At 42.0% G+C, this 15,637-nt stretch carries 17 protein-coding genes; 8 read left to right on the top strand and 9 right to left on the bottom strand.

What is annotated here, in order from left to right; translation table 11 throughout:
* Positions 1-240: 240 nt before the first annotated feature.
* Positions 241-1,101 carry a pentapeptide repeat-containing protein gene (locus tag H538_RS0117060; protein ID WP_051291534.1) on the top strand — a complete coding sequence of 287 codons (861 nt, stop codon included), beginning with the start codon at positions 241-243 and terminating at the stop codon, positions 1,099-1,101.
* Positions 1,102-1,144: 43 nt separating this feature from the next.
* Here the strand turns inward: H538_RS0117060 and H538_RS0117055 are convergent, their stop codons facing one another.
* On the bottom strand, positions 1,145-2,542 hold the full coding sequence (locus H538_RS0117055; RefSeq protein WP_081412697.1) for an amino acid permease: 1,398 nt from the start codon (positions 2,540-2,542) through the stop codon (positions 1,145-1,147).
* A gap of 448 nt (positions 2,543-2,990) precedes the next feature.
* Complete coding sequence (gene hutP / locus H538_RS0117045) at positions 2,991-3,440, bottom strand: histidine utilization transcription antiterminator HutP (protein WP_026678629.1); 450 nt, start codon at positions 3,438-3,440, stop codon at positions 2,991-2,993.
* Positions 3,441-3,646: 206 nt separating this feature from the next.
* On the opposite strand from hutP, the gene H538_RS0117035 reads away from it, so the two are divergent.
* Positions 3,647-4,441 carry a serine hydrolase gene (locus H538_RS0117035; RefSeq protein WP_026678628.1) on the top strand — a complete coding sequence of 265 codons (795 nt, stop codon included), beginning with the start codon at positions 3,647-3,649 and terminating at the stop codon, positions 4,439-4,441.
* Positions 4,442-4,665: 224 nt separating this feature from the next.
* Here the strand turns inward: H538_RS0117035 and H538_RS0117030 are convergent, their stop codons facing one another.
* A complete protein-coding gene (locus H538_RS0117030; protein WP_026678627.1) occupies positions 4,666-5,679 on the bottom strand; it encodes a S66 family peptidase in 1,014 nt (337 codons plus the stop codon).
* Between the two features lie 329 nt (positions 5,680-6,008).
* On the opposite strand from H538_RS0117030, the gene ftsW reads away from it, so the two are divergent.
* Positions 6,009-7,181 carry a putative lipid II flippase FtsW gene (gene ftsW / locus H538_RS0117025; RefSeq protein ID WP_026678626.1) on the top strand — a complete coding sequence of 391 codons (1,173 nt, stop codon included), beginning with the start codon at positions 6,009-6,011 and terminating at the stop codon, positions 7,179-7,181.
* A gap of 60 nt (positions 7,182-7,241) precedes the next feature.
* Here the strand turns inward: ftsW and H538_RS24225 are convergent, their stop codons facing one another.
* Positions 7,242-7,760: a YbaK/EbsC family protein gene (locus H538_RS24225; RefSeq protein ID WP_035351321.1), complete on the bottom strand. Its 519-nt coding sequence runs from the start codon at positions 7,758-7,760 to the stop codon at positions 7,242-7,244.
* A gap of 116 nt (positions 7,761-7,876) precedes the next feature.
* A complete protein-coding gene (locus H538_RS0117015) occupies positions 7,877-8,617 on the bottom strand; it encodes a GNAT family N-acetyltransferase (RefSeq protein ID WP_026678625.1) in 741 nt (246 codons plus the stop codon).
* A gap of 129 nt (positions 8,618-8,746) precedes the next feature.
* Between H538_RS0117015 and glmS the strand changes: the two genes are divergently transcribed.
* The 4 genes from glmS (at position 8,747) to H538_RS0116995 (ending at position 12,699) form a co-directional block, all read left to right on the top strand.
* On the top strand, positions 8,747-10,582 hold the full coding sequence (glmS, locus tag H538_RS0117010; protein WP_026678624.1) for a glutamine--fructose-6-phosphate transaminase (isomerizing): 1,836 nt from the start codon (positions 8,747-8,749) through the stop codon (positions 10,580-10,582).
* Between the two features lie 218 nt (positions 10,583-10,800).
* The gene (locus H538_RS0117005; protein WP_026678623.1) at positions 10,801-11,175 is read left to right on the top strand and encodes a GntR family transcriptional regulator; all 375 of its coding nucleotides are present in this window, start codon (positions 10,801-10,803) and stop codon (positions 11,173-11,175) included.
* Between the two features lie 2 nt (positions 11,176-11,177).
* Complete coding sequence (locus tag H538_RS0117000; protein WP_026678622.1) at positions 11,178-12,056, top strand: ABC transporter ATP-binding protein; 879 nt, start codon at positions 11,178-11,180, stop codon at positions 12,054-12,056.
* Positions 12,040-12,699 (top strand): ABC-2 transporter permease, encoded by a 660-nt coding sequence (locus H538_RS0116995; protein WP_026678621.1) that lies wholly within the window; start codon positions 12,040-12,042, stop codon positions 12,697-12,699. The genes H538_RS0117000 and H538_RS0116995 overlap by 17 nt, the downstream gene beginning before the upstream one ends.
* Before the next feature lie 94 nt (positions 12,700-12,793).
* On the opposite strand, the gene H538_RS0116990 is transcribed toward H538_RS0116995, so the two are convergent.
* Positions 12,794-13,210: an Lrp/AsnC family transcriptional regulator gene (locus H538_RS0116990; RefSeq protein WP_026678620.1), complete on the bottom strand. Its 417-nt coding sequence runs from the start codon at positions 13,208-13,210 to the stop codon at positions 12,794-12,796.
* A gap of 137 nt (positions 13,211-13,347) precedes the next feature.
* On the opposite strand from H538_RS0116990, the gene H538_RS0116985 reads away from it, so the two are divergent.
* Positions 13,348-13,929, top strand: coding sequence for a DJ-1/PfpI family protein (locus tag H538_RS0116985; RefSeq protein WP_026678619.1), 582 nt, complete (start codon positions 13,348-13,350; stop codon positions 13,927-13,929).
* 46 nt (positions 13,930-13,975) lie between these two features.
* Here H538_RS0116985 and H538_RS26605 read toward each other — a convergent pair whose 3' ends face one another.
* The 3 genes from H538_RS26605 to ybaK form a co-directional block, all read right to left on the bottom strand.
* The gene (locus tag H538_RS26605) at positions 13,976-14,632 is read right to left on the bottom strand and encodes a hypothetical protein (protein ID WP_211235575.1); all 657 of its coding nucleotides are present in this window, start codon (positions 14,630-14,632) and stop codon (positions 13,976-13,978) included.
* A 68-nt stretch (positions 14,633-14,700) separates the two neighbouring features.
* Positions 14,701-14,904, bottom strand: a complete 204-nt coding sequence (locus H538_RS0116975; protein WP_026678617.1) for a zinc ribbon domain-containing protein — start codon at positions 14,902-14,904, stop codon at positions 14,701-14,703.
* A gap of 165 nt (positions 14,905-15,069) precedes the next feature.
* The gene (ybaK, locus tag H538_RS0116965; protein ID WP_026678616.1) at positions 15,070-15,522 is read right to left on the bottom strand and encodes a Cys-tRNA(Pro) deacylase; all 453 of its coding nucleotides are present in this window, start codon (positions 15,520-15,522) and stop codon (positions 15,070-15,072) included.
* Positions 15,523-15,637: the final 115 nt, after the last annotated feature.

Below are 15,637 nucleotides of genomic sequence, written 5' to 3'. Positions count from 1 at the left end.
TGGACAGATTTTCAACTCCAGACCGTATTTTTGTCCTTGAGACCCTTTCTATTGGACAGATTTTCGTCTCCAGACCGTATTTTTGTCCTTGAGACAGCGTCTATTGGACAGATTTTCGACTCCAGACCCCATTTTTGTCCTTGAGAAACTTCTTAAACGAAACGGAAACTAGATTTGATTTTGCAAGACAAGTATACTGATAGTAAAGGTGTTCTTTGCTTCAAATAAAACCGAAAGTAAGTGAGAACAGTGCAAAACCTACCAAATTTATTACGGGACGATCTGCGCCCCGACTGCGAGAATTGTTTCGGCCTATGCTGTGTCGCCCTTCCTTTTGCCCTATCAGCCGATTTTGCGTTTACTAAAAATGCTGGAGAAACCTGTCCTAATTTGCAATCGGATTTTCGCTGCGGCATTCATAAAGATCTGAGACAGAAAGGATTCCGGGGATGCACGGTATATGAATGTTTTGGCGCAGGGCAAAAAGTATCGCAATTTACATTCAAAGGAAAAGATTGGCGCAAAACTCCCGAAACGGCAAAGCTGATGTTTGATGTGTTTCCCATTATGCAACAGCTTCATGAAATGCTCTTGTATTTGACGGAAGCGCTTTCGCTACAGGCAACCGCTTCTATCCATAGCGATCTGTGCCGGGCACTTGAGGAAACAGAACGCCTTACCCACCTTCGTCCGGAATCTCTTATTGAACTGGACGTGCCGGCACATAGGGCAAAAATTAATCTTTTGCTTTTGCGCGCCAGCGAACTTGTTCGATCCGGGCCGCTTCCAGCGCGTAGTCGTTCCAAAAAGCACCGAAAAAAGCCCGGCAGAGGAGCCGACCTTATTGGCGCCAATCTTCGAGGTGCTGACTTAAGAGGTGCCAATTTAAGAGGAGCGCTCCTCATTGCTGCCGACCTGAGGGATGCCGACTTAAAAATGGCCGATCTGATCGGTGCCGATTTCAGGGACGCTGATGTTCGAGGGGCCGATCTCACGGGGAGTCTTTTCCTCACCCAGGCCCAGATTAACGCCGCAAATGGTGACGCAAAGACAAAATTGCCATCCATGCTTAGCCAGCCGGCGCATTGGTCCACATCATAAAGCCTCCTGAAATTAGGTCAGGAGGCTTTTACAGCTTTATTTATTATTGAACGTTCCGATGCTCCTCAAAATCAATCTCACATTTGTCCAACGGAACGACTTTTGTTTTCTTGATGAACTTATACCCGAGCCACATGACAAGGAACAATGGTATGCCAAGGTAAGCGGCAATGACGCTGCCCCAATCGATAGGGTGACTCAGGAACGCCCGGTAGTTTTGTGCTAGTAAAACGATCATGCAAAGTATAAAGGCGAAAATCGGGCCGAACGGAAACCATTTTGCACGATATGGAAGATCGGAAAGCTTATAGCCCTGCGCGATGTATGCTTTTCGGAAACGATAGTGGCTTGCCGCAATACCGAGCCAGAAAATAAATCCTGTTACGCCGACTGAATTCATCAGCCACGTATATACGGCACCATCCCCGAAAAAGGAAGCAAAAAACGCCAACATTCCGACAACTGAAGTGACGATAACTGCTAAAATAGGAACCCCCCGCTTGTTCACCTTCCCGAAAAACCTTGGTGCAAGCCCATCTTGAGCCATCGCATACAACATCCGGCTTGTCACATAAAGACTCGAATTTCCTGCGGATAATACGGCTGTTAAAATAATGGCGTTCATTGCGGAGGCGGCAAACGCAAGCCCCGCTTTTTTAAATACCATCGTAAACGGACTGACCATGACTGTGTCGCCTTGCAAACTGCTAGTCGTATACGGAATAATTAATCCAATCACAAGTATCGCGAGACAATAGAATAAGAGAATGCGCCAGAAAATGCTGCGAACGGAACGCGGTACGTTTTTCGCGGGATCTTCACTTTCTCCTGCTGCGACACCGACAATTTCAGTACCTTGAAAGGAGAAGCCGGCTGCGATAAAAATGCCTAACGTCGCCATAAACCCGCCGGCAAATGGAGCATTGCCAACCGTAAAGTTTTTGAAACCGATCGGAGCCCCGCCCATGATACCAAAGATCATAAGGACACCGACAATAAGAAAAATGATAATTGTTGCTACTTTAATAAAGGAAAACCAATATTCCCCTTCTCCGTATCCTTTGACGGACAAGTAGTTCAGCAAGAACAATACGACTAAAAACAAGGAGCTCCATAAAAACGACGGGCTGTGCGGAAACCAGAACTTCATGACCATCGTCGAGGCGGAAAGCTCGGCAGCAAGTGTCATCGCCCAGGTGAACCAATAGTTCCAGCCCATCGCAAAGCCGAGAGCAGGGTCAATAAAACGGGTTGCGTATGTGCTGAAGGCACCGCTCACCGGCATGAAGGTCGCCAGTTCCCCAAGACTTGTCATAATAAAATAAACCATAATGCCAATAACAGAATAAGCGACTAAAGCGCCACCCGGACCCGCGTTATGAATGGCCGGTCCGCTTCCGAGAAAAAGCCCTGTGCCGATTGCTCCTCCTAACGAAATCATTGTCAGGTGGCGTGCCTTTAATTTACGTTGCAACGTATTGGATGGTTCTGGATGATCGGTTTTTGGTGCGAGTTCCAACTGATGATTTTGCAAAAGTCATTCCCCTCTCACATTAAGTTTGTTCATTGTTCGTAAAGAGTCCGCCAGTTTAACCGGGGTCCCTACAGGTATTGAAAGTGCTTTCATTTTTTAAGAGGTGCCTTTCTTCTGGTAAAACGTTCGAGCCTCTTTCGATATGGAGGTGTTTCCAGAGTGGGCATAATTGCTTTTCGGTTTTCCATTAAGTTTCGCTCACCTCCTTAATTGTGGATTAGACGAATAATTGCCCCACTTGGGCTGCACATGATCAACGAGCACCCTTATTTTAATAAAAAGAGAGGATTGTACCGGCAAACGACTCCCTTTGCCAGTACAGCCCCCTCCTAAACTAAATGACTATGGGCTTTATTTAAATATGGTTGATTCCGAGTCCGATCGTTTCATGTTCCAGGCCGCGGATCGGTGCACCAATCGTTCCATATAGGGCTACCGCAATCCATTCGCCTTCTTCATGATTTTCGTAAGGCCTTCCGCGTACGACTGCAAACCTCAATCCTACGGTTCTTAATACATCTCCAAGCTCTGCCTGTCCTCTCGTCACACCTTGTAACGCTTCCATAATCGCATGATATAACGCGTGCATCTCCCGATAGAGGTTAGCATTAATTAATTCGGATCGCTTTGCCGCCGTCTCAATCGCCGCAACCACTTTTTGCATCTCCATCGAGCCCACTTTTCCCTTGCAATAGCTCGAGCCTTTTTCCAAAAGCTGATTTGCCAATCCAGCTTCATCTTCTTCATTTGATAACGCCAACAACATAGCATTGCGGCCAATTCGATTATGTGTGCCTTTAAGCATGAAAACGACTCCAATTTATGTTAATCTTCTAAAGAAACTAATAACTTATTGTTAGTATAAAAGTTATGTTTCAATGGTGTCAATCCATTTTCGACAGATTTTAAAAAGTTATCAGACTATTAAGGCAGCGGGATAAAGGAAAATAGGCCTTAATTTTGCGGAAGTGCCCGTTTCTTTTCCAGATGAAACGAGAAAGGATGAAAAAAATGTCATTTTATCTCCTTAAGGAACATCTTCAAGAAGTTGCCACAGGCATTTGCGGGAAAATGAGTATTGTACTTGAAATAGAGAATTTGCAAATAAGCATAAATGGAGATGATCCTTTTCCTTCTGCAAGCTTAATAAAGATACCTATTATGATGGAAGCTTTCAGACAGGCTCAGATCGGGATGTTGGATTTGGATGAAACGTATCGCGTGCCGTCAGAGGCTCCTGTAGGCGGGATGGGGGTAATTCAGCATTTGCGTCCAGAAATTGAACTATCGATCCACGACCTTATTACGTTGATGATTATAGTATCCGATAACACAGCGACGAATTTGCTCATCGATCTTGTAGGAATGGAAGCGGTGAACAAGCTATCTTCGGATCTCGGATGCAATCAGACCCTTCTCGCCAGAAAAATGATGGATGTTACAGCCCAGAAGAACGGAAAGGATAATTGGACATCGGCTTATGATATCGTCAAATTTTTAAAAGAAATTGATCAAGGAAAACTGTTAACTTCAAAGCAGCGAACGAATGCCCTTAAGACGTTGCGCCAACAACAATTTCATTCAAAATTGCCGGCTCTTATTTCAGAGAGCTTTTCAGAAGAGACATATGTCGCCCATAAAACAGGCGAATTGCCAGGAACAGAACACGATGCCGGCATCATTCAAGCGAATGGAAAACGCGCCTATATCGCCGTCCTGACAACAGACCTTGATAACAACATCACCGGACAGAAAGCCATCGCTCAAATCGGGAAGCTTGTTTTTGACCATATAATGGAGAAGTAACGTATTGCAAATTGCTCCTGCGTACTGTCCATCAATACGTTTTTATTGTCCGAATTCAGCATTTTATTTTCCAAAGCCCATTGATTATTTTCCAAAATGCTGAATTTATTTTCCAAGTGCTTAATTTTATTTTCCAAAATGCTGAATTTATTTTCCGAAGTTCTATATTTATTTGCGAAAGTCCGGAGACAATGCAAAAAACCTCTTCATAAGAACAAAGAGGTTTATCGAAAGTGTTGCAGAACGGTCCCTTTCCCTTTCGCAACTTCGACTTCTGCGTAAGCCCCATTTATGAAAGTTAATTGCGGAGGAACATGGCCGCAGTCAATGTCATAAACAACAGGTAGTTGAAGCTCTTCTGAAAGTTCCTCATAAACATCCATGGCGGTGTACCCGCCGACCGGGTGATTGGCGGGACTTCGGCCAAACATGATTCCCGAACAATTTTCAAACCAGCCGGCCAACTTCATTTGCATCAATGACCTGCGTAGATCTGTAGTTGATAGTTCACAGTTTTCCAAATACCAGATGACCGATTCATTATTGATAAAGTTTTTTCTAAAGCTTTGTACATCGCCGTATGGTGTGCCAATCAAATGTCTGATAACGTCGATACATCCTCCAAGGAGGCGCCCTTCAATCGTTACGTCATCGGATGATGTCGTTTTCCAATAGGTTGGTTCGGTTAAATGAAAGACACAAGGCGAAGGGTTATCATGCCGCCACTTTTTTTGGTAGCTTGCTGAAGAAAGCTGAAGGACTGACTCGCCGGCTTTCGTCGATAAGACCGATTGCCACATGGCTGTCGTATCATCCGAGTATTCCCCTCTTAAATCGACGAGATTCGTTCCATGAGCGGTGGCAATCCCCGTCTTTAATGTGATCGCCAATAACAAGGCGCTAGTATCTGAATAACCTAAAACCCACTTTCCCTTCAGATTGTCAAAATCTACATACTCCAGCATTTCAATCAACAATTCTCCGCCCCATGGAGGAATAATGATGTCGATATCGCTGTTTTGCATCATTTCATTCCATTCATCTGCACGTTTTTTGGCAGGGGCCGATTTTGCTTTATTTTGAGTCCAAACCGTATCACCACAAACGACTTTAAATCCCTTTAATTCCATCCGTTGACATGCAAGTTTGAACATATCATGCAGCTCTGGCTCGACCCCAGATGATGGTGCCGTTACCCCAATTGTCGCTTCTTTTTTCAAATGTGGATAATGAATCATATACACTCCCCCAAACGCTTTTCATGATTTTACCAGACCCGAAGAAAGTGCACAATAAAATTTCATCTTTTGGGCACACTACTCCCTGAGGTGAATGCATTGAAAGCGCAAAAAATACTAAAATACACCGCCCTGGCAATTGGCTTCGCCATATACATCCCGGTTAGCGTGTATCTTTTAATTTTATACATTTCACAATTGTTTAAATAGCGAAGGTGACAGATGCTGCTCGTTTTCTGTCGCTTTTTTTGTATAAATTTTTGAAGGGATTTATGGCTATTTTCCGAAAAAGAGAATAGTAAATCCTTTTTTTGAAGGGTGGGATCTCTATGATAAGAAAAATGATCAAAAACTATGATTATTCATTGATTATTATAACAATTGGCTTGTCCTTATTCGGCTTAATCATGATATATAGTGCCGGTTACTATGCATCACTTAAGTACAATTGGGGAAGCAACCACTTTTTTGTCAGGCAGCTTCTTTCCCTGCTACTCGGTCTTGTTGTCTTTAGTGGAGCCTTGCTGTTTCCGTATAAAGCATATAAAAAGTTAACGAAATTAATGCTTTTAGTCACTACCTTTCTTTTATTCCTCGTTTTTGTCATGGGAAAAGTAGTGAATAACGCCCAATCATGGATTAGCATCGGCGGGTTTAATTTCCAGCCTTCAGAGCTGGCTAAATTGGTCATCATCATTTATTTAGCTTATGTTTTATCGAAAAAACAATCGTATATTGATGATTTTAACCGGGCGATCGCACCGCCGCTTATTTTAGTTGTTTTTATCGCCGGATTGATTTTTTTGCAGCCTGATTTTGGCTCCATGCTTATTTTAGTTTCAATTGCCGGTGTGATCATCATTTGTTCCGGCGTCAAGCTGAGGCATATCTTGTTTTTAGCTGTTTCGACTGTTATTTTTGCGGCCATTTTCTTTTTATTTTTTGCATCAGATGAACAATTATCCCGTATTCGGGGCGCCTATCAACCTTTTAAATTTCGAGACGACGGCTATCAATTAATCAATTCTTATATCGCAGTTGCTTCTGGAGGATTACACGGGGTAGGGCTCGGCGACGGGATTCAAAAGCTCGGTTATTTGCCTGAAGTCCAAACGGATTTTATTATTGCTACCGTTTCCGAAGAGCTAGGATTTATCGGGGTATTGTGTGTCATAGCGTCGTTTTTTTACATTGTTTATAAAGGCTTTTTATTAGGGGTAAGGTGCAACGATACGTTCGGACGGTTTCTTGCGATTGGAATATCGAGCATGATTGGCATTCAGTCGATCATCAATTTAGGCGGGGCGATTGGCTTGCTTCCCCTCACCGGTGTTCCATTGCCGTTTTTAAGCTACGGCGGTTCTTCCCTGCTGGTTTTATTGCTTTCCATGGGGATTTTGATTAATATTTCAGCCTTTGTCAATATGAAAAAGAAGGAGGAACTAGTTGCCTCCCCTGAACCTCAATATAAAAAATTCATGTCCAGATCTTTACATTCCTAAATAACAGTCATGCCCGCCTAAAGGCGGGCATGACTGCTTTTTCGCAGCCTGTCTTTTCGCTCAGTTCCCTTCTTGATGAAGGACCGCTCCTTCACTTTTTTCAGCTTCCTCCCATCCCTTGCAAACATCGACCCATTCTGAGGAAAACGAGTATTGAACGAGTTCGTCAATTGTCAGTTCTATCGCCGAGTTCGAGCTTCCACAGGCCGGGAAGACCGTTTTGAAGCGTTTCAACGAAACATCAAGGTATACTTCAAGTTCATTTTTTAAGCCAAATGGGCACACTCCACCGATGGCGTGTCCAGTTTGCTCCAGCACTTCATCAGGCGTAAGCATGCGCGCTTTAAAACCAAATGTATTGCGGAATTTTTTGTTATCGATTTTCGCATCCCCGGCGGCGACGATGAGGATTGCTTTGTCGCCTTCTCCCCTGAAAGATAGCGTTTTGGCAATTCGAGCGGGAATGACGCCGATTGTTTCCGCTGCTTGTTCTACGGTGGCACTCGATGTGTCAAACTCCATCACATCATTTTCGCGATTAAATTGCTTAAAGTGGGCTTTCACCTTTTCAATGGACATCACCATCAACCTTTCCGAATCTGTTTTCTAGTATGATAACATTTTCGTCTGGAGAAAACGAACGAAGAATCCTGCTTGTAGACAACGTAATCATTACCATACCGAAAACAACTCATTCAGGCATTCTTCACCCTGTACCAATACCGATAACGTTCAGTGAACCCGATTTTGGCATAAAGCTTCAAGGCGGGATTATTATTCAAAAGTACGGCTAAGTAGCTATATTTGGCCCCTTTTTCTTTCCCCCATTTCAGCAAGTTCAATATGAGTTGTTCAGCGAACCCTTGACGTCTAAATTTGCTGTCTGTGACAATGTCATATAGCCCAATATGCTCCCTTTCAATTACACCGAGGCCACAGGCAACCACCTCTTCTTTATAGTAGAGTGAGATAAGACACTTTTTAGTTGCGATATTGGACAACATTTTTACGATCGTATCCTTGTATTTTTCTTCAACATGATTCAGTCGGCAAAAATGGTTCACCCACTCGGTGTTGACCGTTTCATCCAGTTTTATAGAATGAAGAACCGGCTCTTTTACTTTTTTCAGCTCCGCCGTTTGGACACTTGTAAGATCGACCCTGGAATAGTCCCTCTCATTTAAATGTTCATCCAGGTTTTCCGGTTTTACAAATGGAGTGATCTTAAAGGCCGGAAGCAAGCCCTGATTCAAGTAAATCTGCTCGCATTGTTCAATTTTTGCGTTCAAATCATAGGTAGAATAATAAATAGGGCTTATCGAGTTTGCCCGTTTCGTATACCCGTTTGCTAACCTGATCACCCAGCCATCATAAAGCAACGTGGATAAAGGCTGCCAGCTATTCAATGATAATTCTTCGATCAATTGAGAATCCATACACTCCTCCTTCTAAAGATAATGAATAATAATACTTAATTTTGCATAAAAACCCAATCGAAAGTTTGCAACCTGGTTGTTAAGAAGTTACTATAATAGTAGAGAGATATATGTAGCGAGGTGATGGTAATGAGTGGAATAGTCGGATACATTGGGAAACGTGAAGCCCGCCCAATCTTGTTGCATTGTTTGATGCGATTGGATTACCGCGGTTACGATTCGGCCGGGGTAGCCATCTCCAATCAACAGCTCATTGAAGTCCGTAAAGAAGAAGGACGGATTGAAGATTTAGAGGCTTTATTGGCTCTTGAACCGGTCAATGAAGGAAATCTTGGGATCGGGCATACGCGTTGGGCTTCACACGGTACCCCTACCGCCGCAAATTCCCACCCGTTAAGCGATGATGAGGGCCGCTATTTTGTTGCACATAATGGGATAATTGAAAATTACCCGCAATTGAAGAAAAGTTTAATGGCAGAAGGATATGTTTTTAAAACGGATACCGATACTGAAGTTATTCCGAATTTGCTAGTACACTATGATACTGGCGATTTTGAAGAAACGGTGCGCAAGGTGCTCCCCCTGTTAAAAGGATCCTTTGCCCTTGCGATTATGTCCCAATCACAGCCCGATACGATTATCGCCATTTCCCAGGAGAACCCGCTCGTTCTTGGCTTTGGAAAAGGAGAGGCGTTTCTTTCTTCCGATATTCCCGCACTTCTTTCTTATACGAATGAAATATACCCGATCAAAAATGGGGAAATCGCTGTTTTAACCAAGGAGAACATAACGGTGAAAACGTTCGATGGCCAAATCGTTCATCCGGAGAAAACGTTTGTCGAATGGAACGAAGAGGAAATGAGATTGCAAGAATATGAGCATTACATGTTAAAAGAAATTATGGAACAGCCAAGAGCGATTAAAAGAACGTTAAAAGATCGCCTGACTACAAGCGGGGTCGCCATCCCGGAGCTGGATCGCTTTTTTCAAAAAAGGGATATTTCACAAATTCGCAAGATCGAAATTGTTGGTAGCGGGACTTCCTATCACGCCGGAATCGTTGGCAAAAAAGTGATGGAGAAAATGTTACATATTCCAGTTGAAGTCTCCATTTCGTCCGAATTTCGCTGCGAGCACGGCCCGCTCGATGCACATCATCTTGTCATCGTCTTAAGCCAATCGGGTGAAACCGCGGATACGCTCTCCGCATTAAAAGAAGCAAAAGCGCATAACAGCCCGGTCATTGCGGTTACGAATAAGAAATGGAGCAATATCGCCCGAAAAGCGGATTGTGTAATCAACACGATTGCAGGACCGGAAATGGCGGTAGCGGCAACGAAAGCGTACACTTCCCAAATCACTGCATTAATGTTGCTGGCCATTGCGCTGACGGAGAAAACAAATGGTCCGGGCATAAAGCATATCCCCGGCTTGTTGGAAGCGTTAGAACAACTCCCGGAAAACGTCGAAACGACTCTTGTCATGACACAGGATGCGATCGATCAATTTGCCCAGGTGACGGATGATCAGGAGCACCTCTTTTTAATCGGCAGAGGACTTGATTATGTTCTCGCATTAGAAGGAGCGCTTAAATTGCAAGAAGTTGCCTATTTGCATGCTGATGCCTATGCGGCTGGAGAAATGAAGCACGGCACAATGGCTTTAATCACTCCCGGCGTCCCGGTCATCGCGCTTGCGACACAAGGGCACCTTCGCGATAAAACGATCAGCAACATTAAAGAAGTGAAAGCCCGTGATGCTTTCGTCGTCGGAATTACGACGGTCGGCGATGATGAAGTAAGTGAATTTGTCGATCAAGTCATGTACATTCCTGAAGCCCATCCTTTTCTTATGCCGATTTTAGCCGCCATTCCACTCCAGCTTTTGGCGTATTATGCCGGAACGGTCCGGGGCTTGAATGTCGACCGTCCGCGCAACCTGGCAAAGAGTTTGACGGTGGAATAAGGACCTTATTCGCATGCGGCTCTTTTGTGACTTTGAAATTAAGTCGCATCGTTTATAAAAAAATGTATCTTTCACATAAAGTTATTTTTGCTCCCCCTTTGGATACGGTTATCTAAAGGGGGATTTTTACGTAACCAGCTTTGGATAAGATTGACACTACCGTTATATCTGTATATACTGGTTATATACAGATATAACGAATAGAGGGATGTTATGAAGTGAATATTATTATCTCAAACTTTTCAGATGAACCAATTTATTTACAGATCGTTAATCAATTAAAAGAACAAATCGTTAAAGGAGAATTGACAGAATCACAATCGCTTCCGTCAATTAGGAAATTAGCTAAGGAACTAAACATTAGTGTGATTACAACCAAGAGGGCTTATGATGAACTAGAAAAAGAAGGATTTATCGTTACCGTTGCCGGTAAAGGCTCCTATGTCGCATCGATTAACAAAGAATTGTTTCGTGAAACCAAATTAAAAATAATTGAAGAAAAATTAACGGAAGCAATCCATACTGCAAAGCTGGTTGGCCTAACTTTAGAAGAACTCCAAGAAATGCTCAACATCATATATGAGGGGTGGTAATGATGAATAAAATTTTGGAAATTACCAATTTAAGGAAGAATTACAAAAACTTTTCTTTAAAAGGTATTAATATTACTCTTGAGAGAGGGTACATCATGGGCTTTATTGGTCCTAATGGCTCCGGAAAAAGCACGACAATCAAACTTATTATGAATTTAATAAAGAAAGATAGTGGTGAAATCAAAATTTTTGGTTTGGACAACGAGCAAAATGATATTTCGATTAAAGAAAGAATTGGTTTCGTTTATGACGAAAATCACTTTTACGAAGAATTGACAGTCAAGGAAATGAAGGATGTCATCAGGCCGTTTTATAGCAAATGGGATGAAGGAGTTTTCAATCAATATGCCAAAAACTTTGAACTACCTTTAAAGAAAGAAATTAAGCATTTGTCTAAAGGAATGAAGATGAAGTTCTCTTTAGCTATTGCCCTTTCGCATCATGCAGAACTGCTAATCATGGACGAACCCACTTCCGGATTAGATCCACTCATTAGATCTGAACTGTTAGATGTGTTGCAATCATTGTTACAAGACGAAAATAAATCCATTTTCTTTTCGTCCCACATTACATCTGACTTAGATAAAGTTGCAGACTATATTACACTTATCGACAATGGAGAAATTATATTGAGTCAAACAAAGGATGAACTTTTAGAGGAATACTGTATTGTCAAAGGAAGGAAAAGCCAATTAGATACTCATCATGGAGTCAACTTTATCGGCTTAAAACAAAATGATTTTGGATTTGAAGCGTTAAGTAAAAATAAAAAAGAAGTATTAAACCAATTGGGTGATTCCGTATTAATTGAAAAACCAACATTAGAAGATATTATGTTGTTTTTCACTAAAAGGGGAGATCATAATGTACCATCTCATTAAAAAAGATTTTCTTATTCAAAAGAGAAACTTGAAATTATCCATTCTTTTGTTACTCTTTTTTTCCGTTTCTTTCTCAAGTATCGGTACGACAGGTTTGATATATAGTATTTGTGCAGTCAGTTACTTTCTAGCTTTGGGAGCAAGTGCTTTAGAAGAGAAAAATAATAGCGATATGATGCTGGTCAGCCTGCCAATCAATAAACAAAAAATTGTCTTGTCAAAATATATTTCTGTCTATGTATTTACAGCATATTCGATTTTAGTCATTTACGGTATTGTTTTAATGGAAAGACTATTAAAACTGCCATTTAATGTTTTGCCTTTTACGATAGAGGCGATTGTTTTAGCCATTGCCGGCGTTACATTCTTATGTTCAATCGCTCTTCCTCTCATCTTTAAGGTTGGTTATTTAAAAGCGAAAATGTTTAACAACATATTATTGTTTCTCCTTGTTTTTGGGACAGCAGCATTAGCTGATAACCTCGTTTTAACTATTCATTTTACCTGGCAGCAAAAAGCATTGCAGTTTTTTAGTAAACTGTCGGAAATTGAAATGCTTGGTTTAATCATGATTCCTCTTCTAATTATATTTATATTCTCCTACTTTCTTTCTTTACTCTTTTATAAGAAAAGAGAATTTTAAATTCTAATCGTTAACGTTCTTTCACAATTGATCAAAAAGGAAGCTATCCGCCAATGGCTTCCTTTCTTGTTGACGGTCTTCCAAGGTTTTTTGGCTACACGAAATCTTTTTCATGTGCCGACAGCACAATGTTCGTTGATGGTGTGCCAAAGGGCATAGATTGATCGATAAATTCTTCCAATGTTTCAACTGATTTTGTCGCTACCTTTACGATATAACTGATTTCTCCAGCGACCCGATAGCATTCAATCACATCAGGGTGCGTATGGCAAAAGTGAGCGAGTTTTTTGCAATCCGTTGATTTAAATAAAATAATCGCCATAATTGAACGTTCGAGCTTATTTAAATTGATCTTTGCTTGATAACCTTTAATCACTTGCCGCTCCTCTAATCTTTTCACACGTTCAGCCACAGCCGGCGCCGATAAGTGGACGCAGGAAGAAATCTCTTTCATCGGCGTCTTTGCATTTTTCTGAAGCATCTTTACTATTTCGTAATCAATTTGATCCACGGTATCACCTTTTTTTATTAACAATATATACGATTTTTCAAGAAAAATAAAAGGAAATTCATCGAATTCCCTTTTTATCGTTATGTTTTTATAAGCCTCACTTATTTACAATTACTTATTGAAGGAGGTTTTTCATGATGAAAAAGGTTTTATTGTTATTAGCAAACGGATTTGAAGCGGTGGAAGCAAGTGTTTTTACAGATGTATTGGGCTGGAATAAATGGGAGGGCGATGGCTCTACAGAAGTTGTCACCGCAGGGATGCATCCCGAGCTTCACTGCACGTGGAACTTTCAGGTGAAACCCGAAGTGCAACTGGATGAGATTGCATTAGAAGAGTTTGATGCGCTGGCGATTCCCGGAGGATTTGAAGAAGCGGGTTTTTATGAAGATGCATTTAGCGAACGGTTTCAGAAAGTGATACAGCATTTCGCTTTTCATAATAAGCCGATCGCCTCGATTTGCGTGGCGTCTTTAATGGTTGCGCATAGCGGCGTTTTGTACAATCGAAAGGCGACCACTTATAATCATCCAGGCAGCAAGCGATTGGAACAATTGAAACAATACGGCGTCCGGGTTGCCGATGAACGGATTGTCTGTGATGGAAATATCATTACATCTTCCAATCCCGGCACTGCTTTTGAAGTGGCCTTCAAGTTGCTAGAAATGCTAACTTCAAAGGAAAACACAAATCAAGTGAAAGAGCTAATGGGATTTTAAGAATATACAAAAAGCATGGGCGGCTGCCTCATGCTTTTTACAGTTTTTAGTGACAATAAAAAGATTGAATTTGCCGCGTGTCCATTCCGAAATAAACCCAGCGGTATCCCGTCCATCTAAATCCCGCGACTGATCGTCGTCCAACATACGTTAACCATGCCCAGAAACCATGGCCATGTTCAGGCCAAATATAAATGAATTGATGAATGCATGGCCGGATGGCTCCAGGGTCAACTGCATACGCCCCTAAATGGCCGGTTGCATGTTGGGGAACAAACGAAGGCGGCGCACCTGGAGGGCCGTAATGCTGGTGCTGTTGGCCCGTTGTTCCGTGCTGTGTGGAACCATAAGGCTGGTGATGTTGGCCAGATGTTCCATGCTGTGAGGAACCATAAGGCTGGTGCTGTTGACCCGTTGTTCCGTGTTGTGAAGAACCATAATGCTGATGCTGTTGGCCTGATGTTCCATGTTGAGGGGGACTATAAGGTTGGTGCTGTTGACCGGATGTCCCTTGTTGGGGACTATAAGGCTGGTGCTGTTGACCTGATGTTCCATGTTGGGGACTATAAGGCTGATGCTGTTGGCCCGTTGTTCCATGTTGAGGGGGACCATAAGAAGGCGGTGAACCCGGATATCCACCAGGCTGCTGATATTGTCCGCCATACCACGGATATTGCTGATACGGGTATTGTCTATTACTCAAAATTTTCAACTCCTATTGAAGTGGTAGTAATAGACTATTCAGCTCACTATTTTTTTGTATAGGCTTTTTCACCCAAAGAAAAGATCAATGACATTCGATGCTGTGCTTGAGTTTTTCTTATAAAACTCTGAATACCCACAATCCTTGCAAAACACGACGGTAAATTGATTGTGCTGGATATCAAACATTTTTGACAAACCCGTTCCTGTCATCGCTACATCCTTCGTGCCGGCATTTTTGCTGCCACATTTTATGCAACCTTTTTCGCTCATACGATCACTCCTTTTTTAAATAATATTTTCCTATTAAGTTTCTAATCACCAGAGGGGTTTTTCAATTCCAACACCAGCAATTTTTCTTCATATGAAGTTAAAAGGCTCATTATTTCCGGTTTTTCTTTTTCAAAATTAGCATTCCAGCGAAAATTAATCATCCTGTTACTTTATAACATCCTCAAGCCGGGCGTTCGTTACCTGAATGAAGTCGTCTACCTTTAATTCGATTTGTGTGCCTATTTTTCCTCCGCTGACGATGATCGTTTCAAGAGATTCAGCGGATGTATGGATTACTGTTGGGAACAATTTCTTCATTCCTATCGGCGAACATCCGCCGCGGATATATCCAGAGACTTTTGTTATATCCTTCACTGGAATCATTTCCAGCTTTTTTTCACCAGTTACCCGGGCCGCTTTCTTTAAATCCAGCTCCGCCTCAACAGGAATGACAAAAACATAATACTCCTTGCTCGCTCCTTGAGAAAGAAGCGTTTTATAGACTTGTTCTTTCTCTCTTCCAATCTTTTCTGCGACTGAAACCCCATCGATTCTTCCGTCATCTGAATCATAAGATAGCATGGAATACTCAATTTTGTCCCTGTCTAGAATCCGCATTGCATTCGTCTTGCCTTTTGCGAGGCCACTGAAAAAGTCCCCGAAAAAAGTGTTATTCCCAAAATATATAAGGAAGTAACACTTTTTTTATGTAATAATTAACTTATCAAATTCT

The organism is Fictibacillus gelatini DSM 15865, assembly GCF_000430745.1.
In the GTDB taxonomy this organism is placed as follows: Bacteria; Bacillota; Bacilli; order Bacillales; family Fictibacillaceae; genus Fictibacillus_A; species Fictibacillus_A gelatini.
The sequence above is the reverse complement of the archived record's forward strand: the minus strand, read 5'-3'. Positions and strand labels throughout refer to the sequence as shown.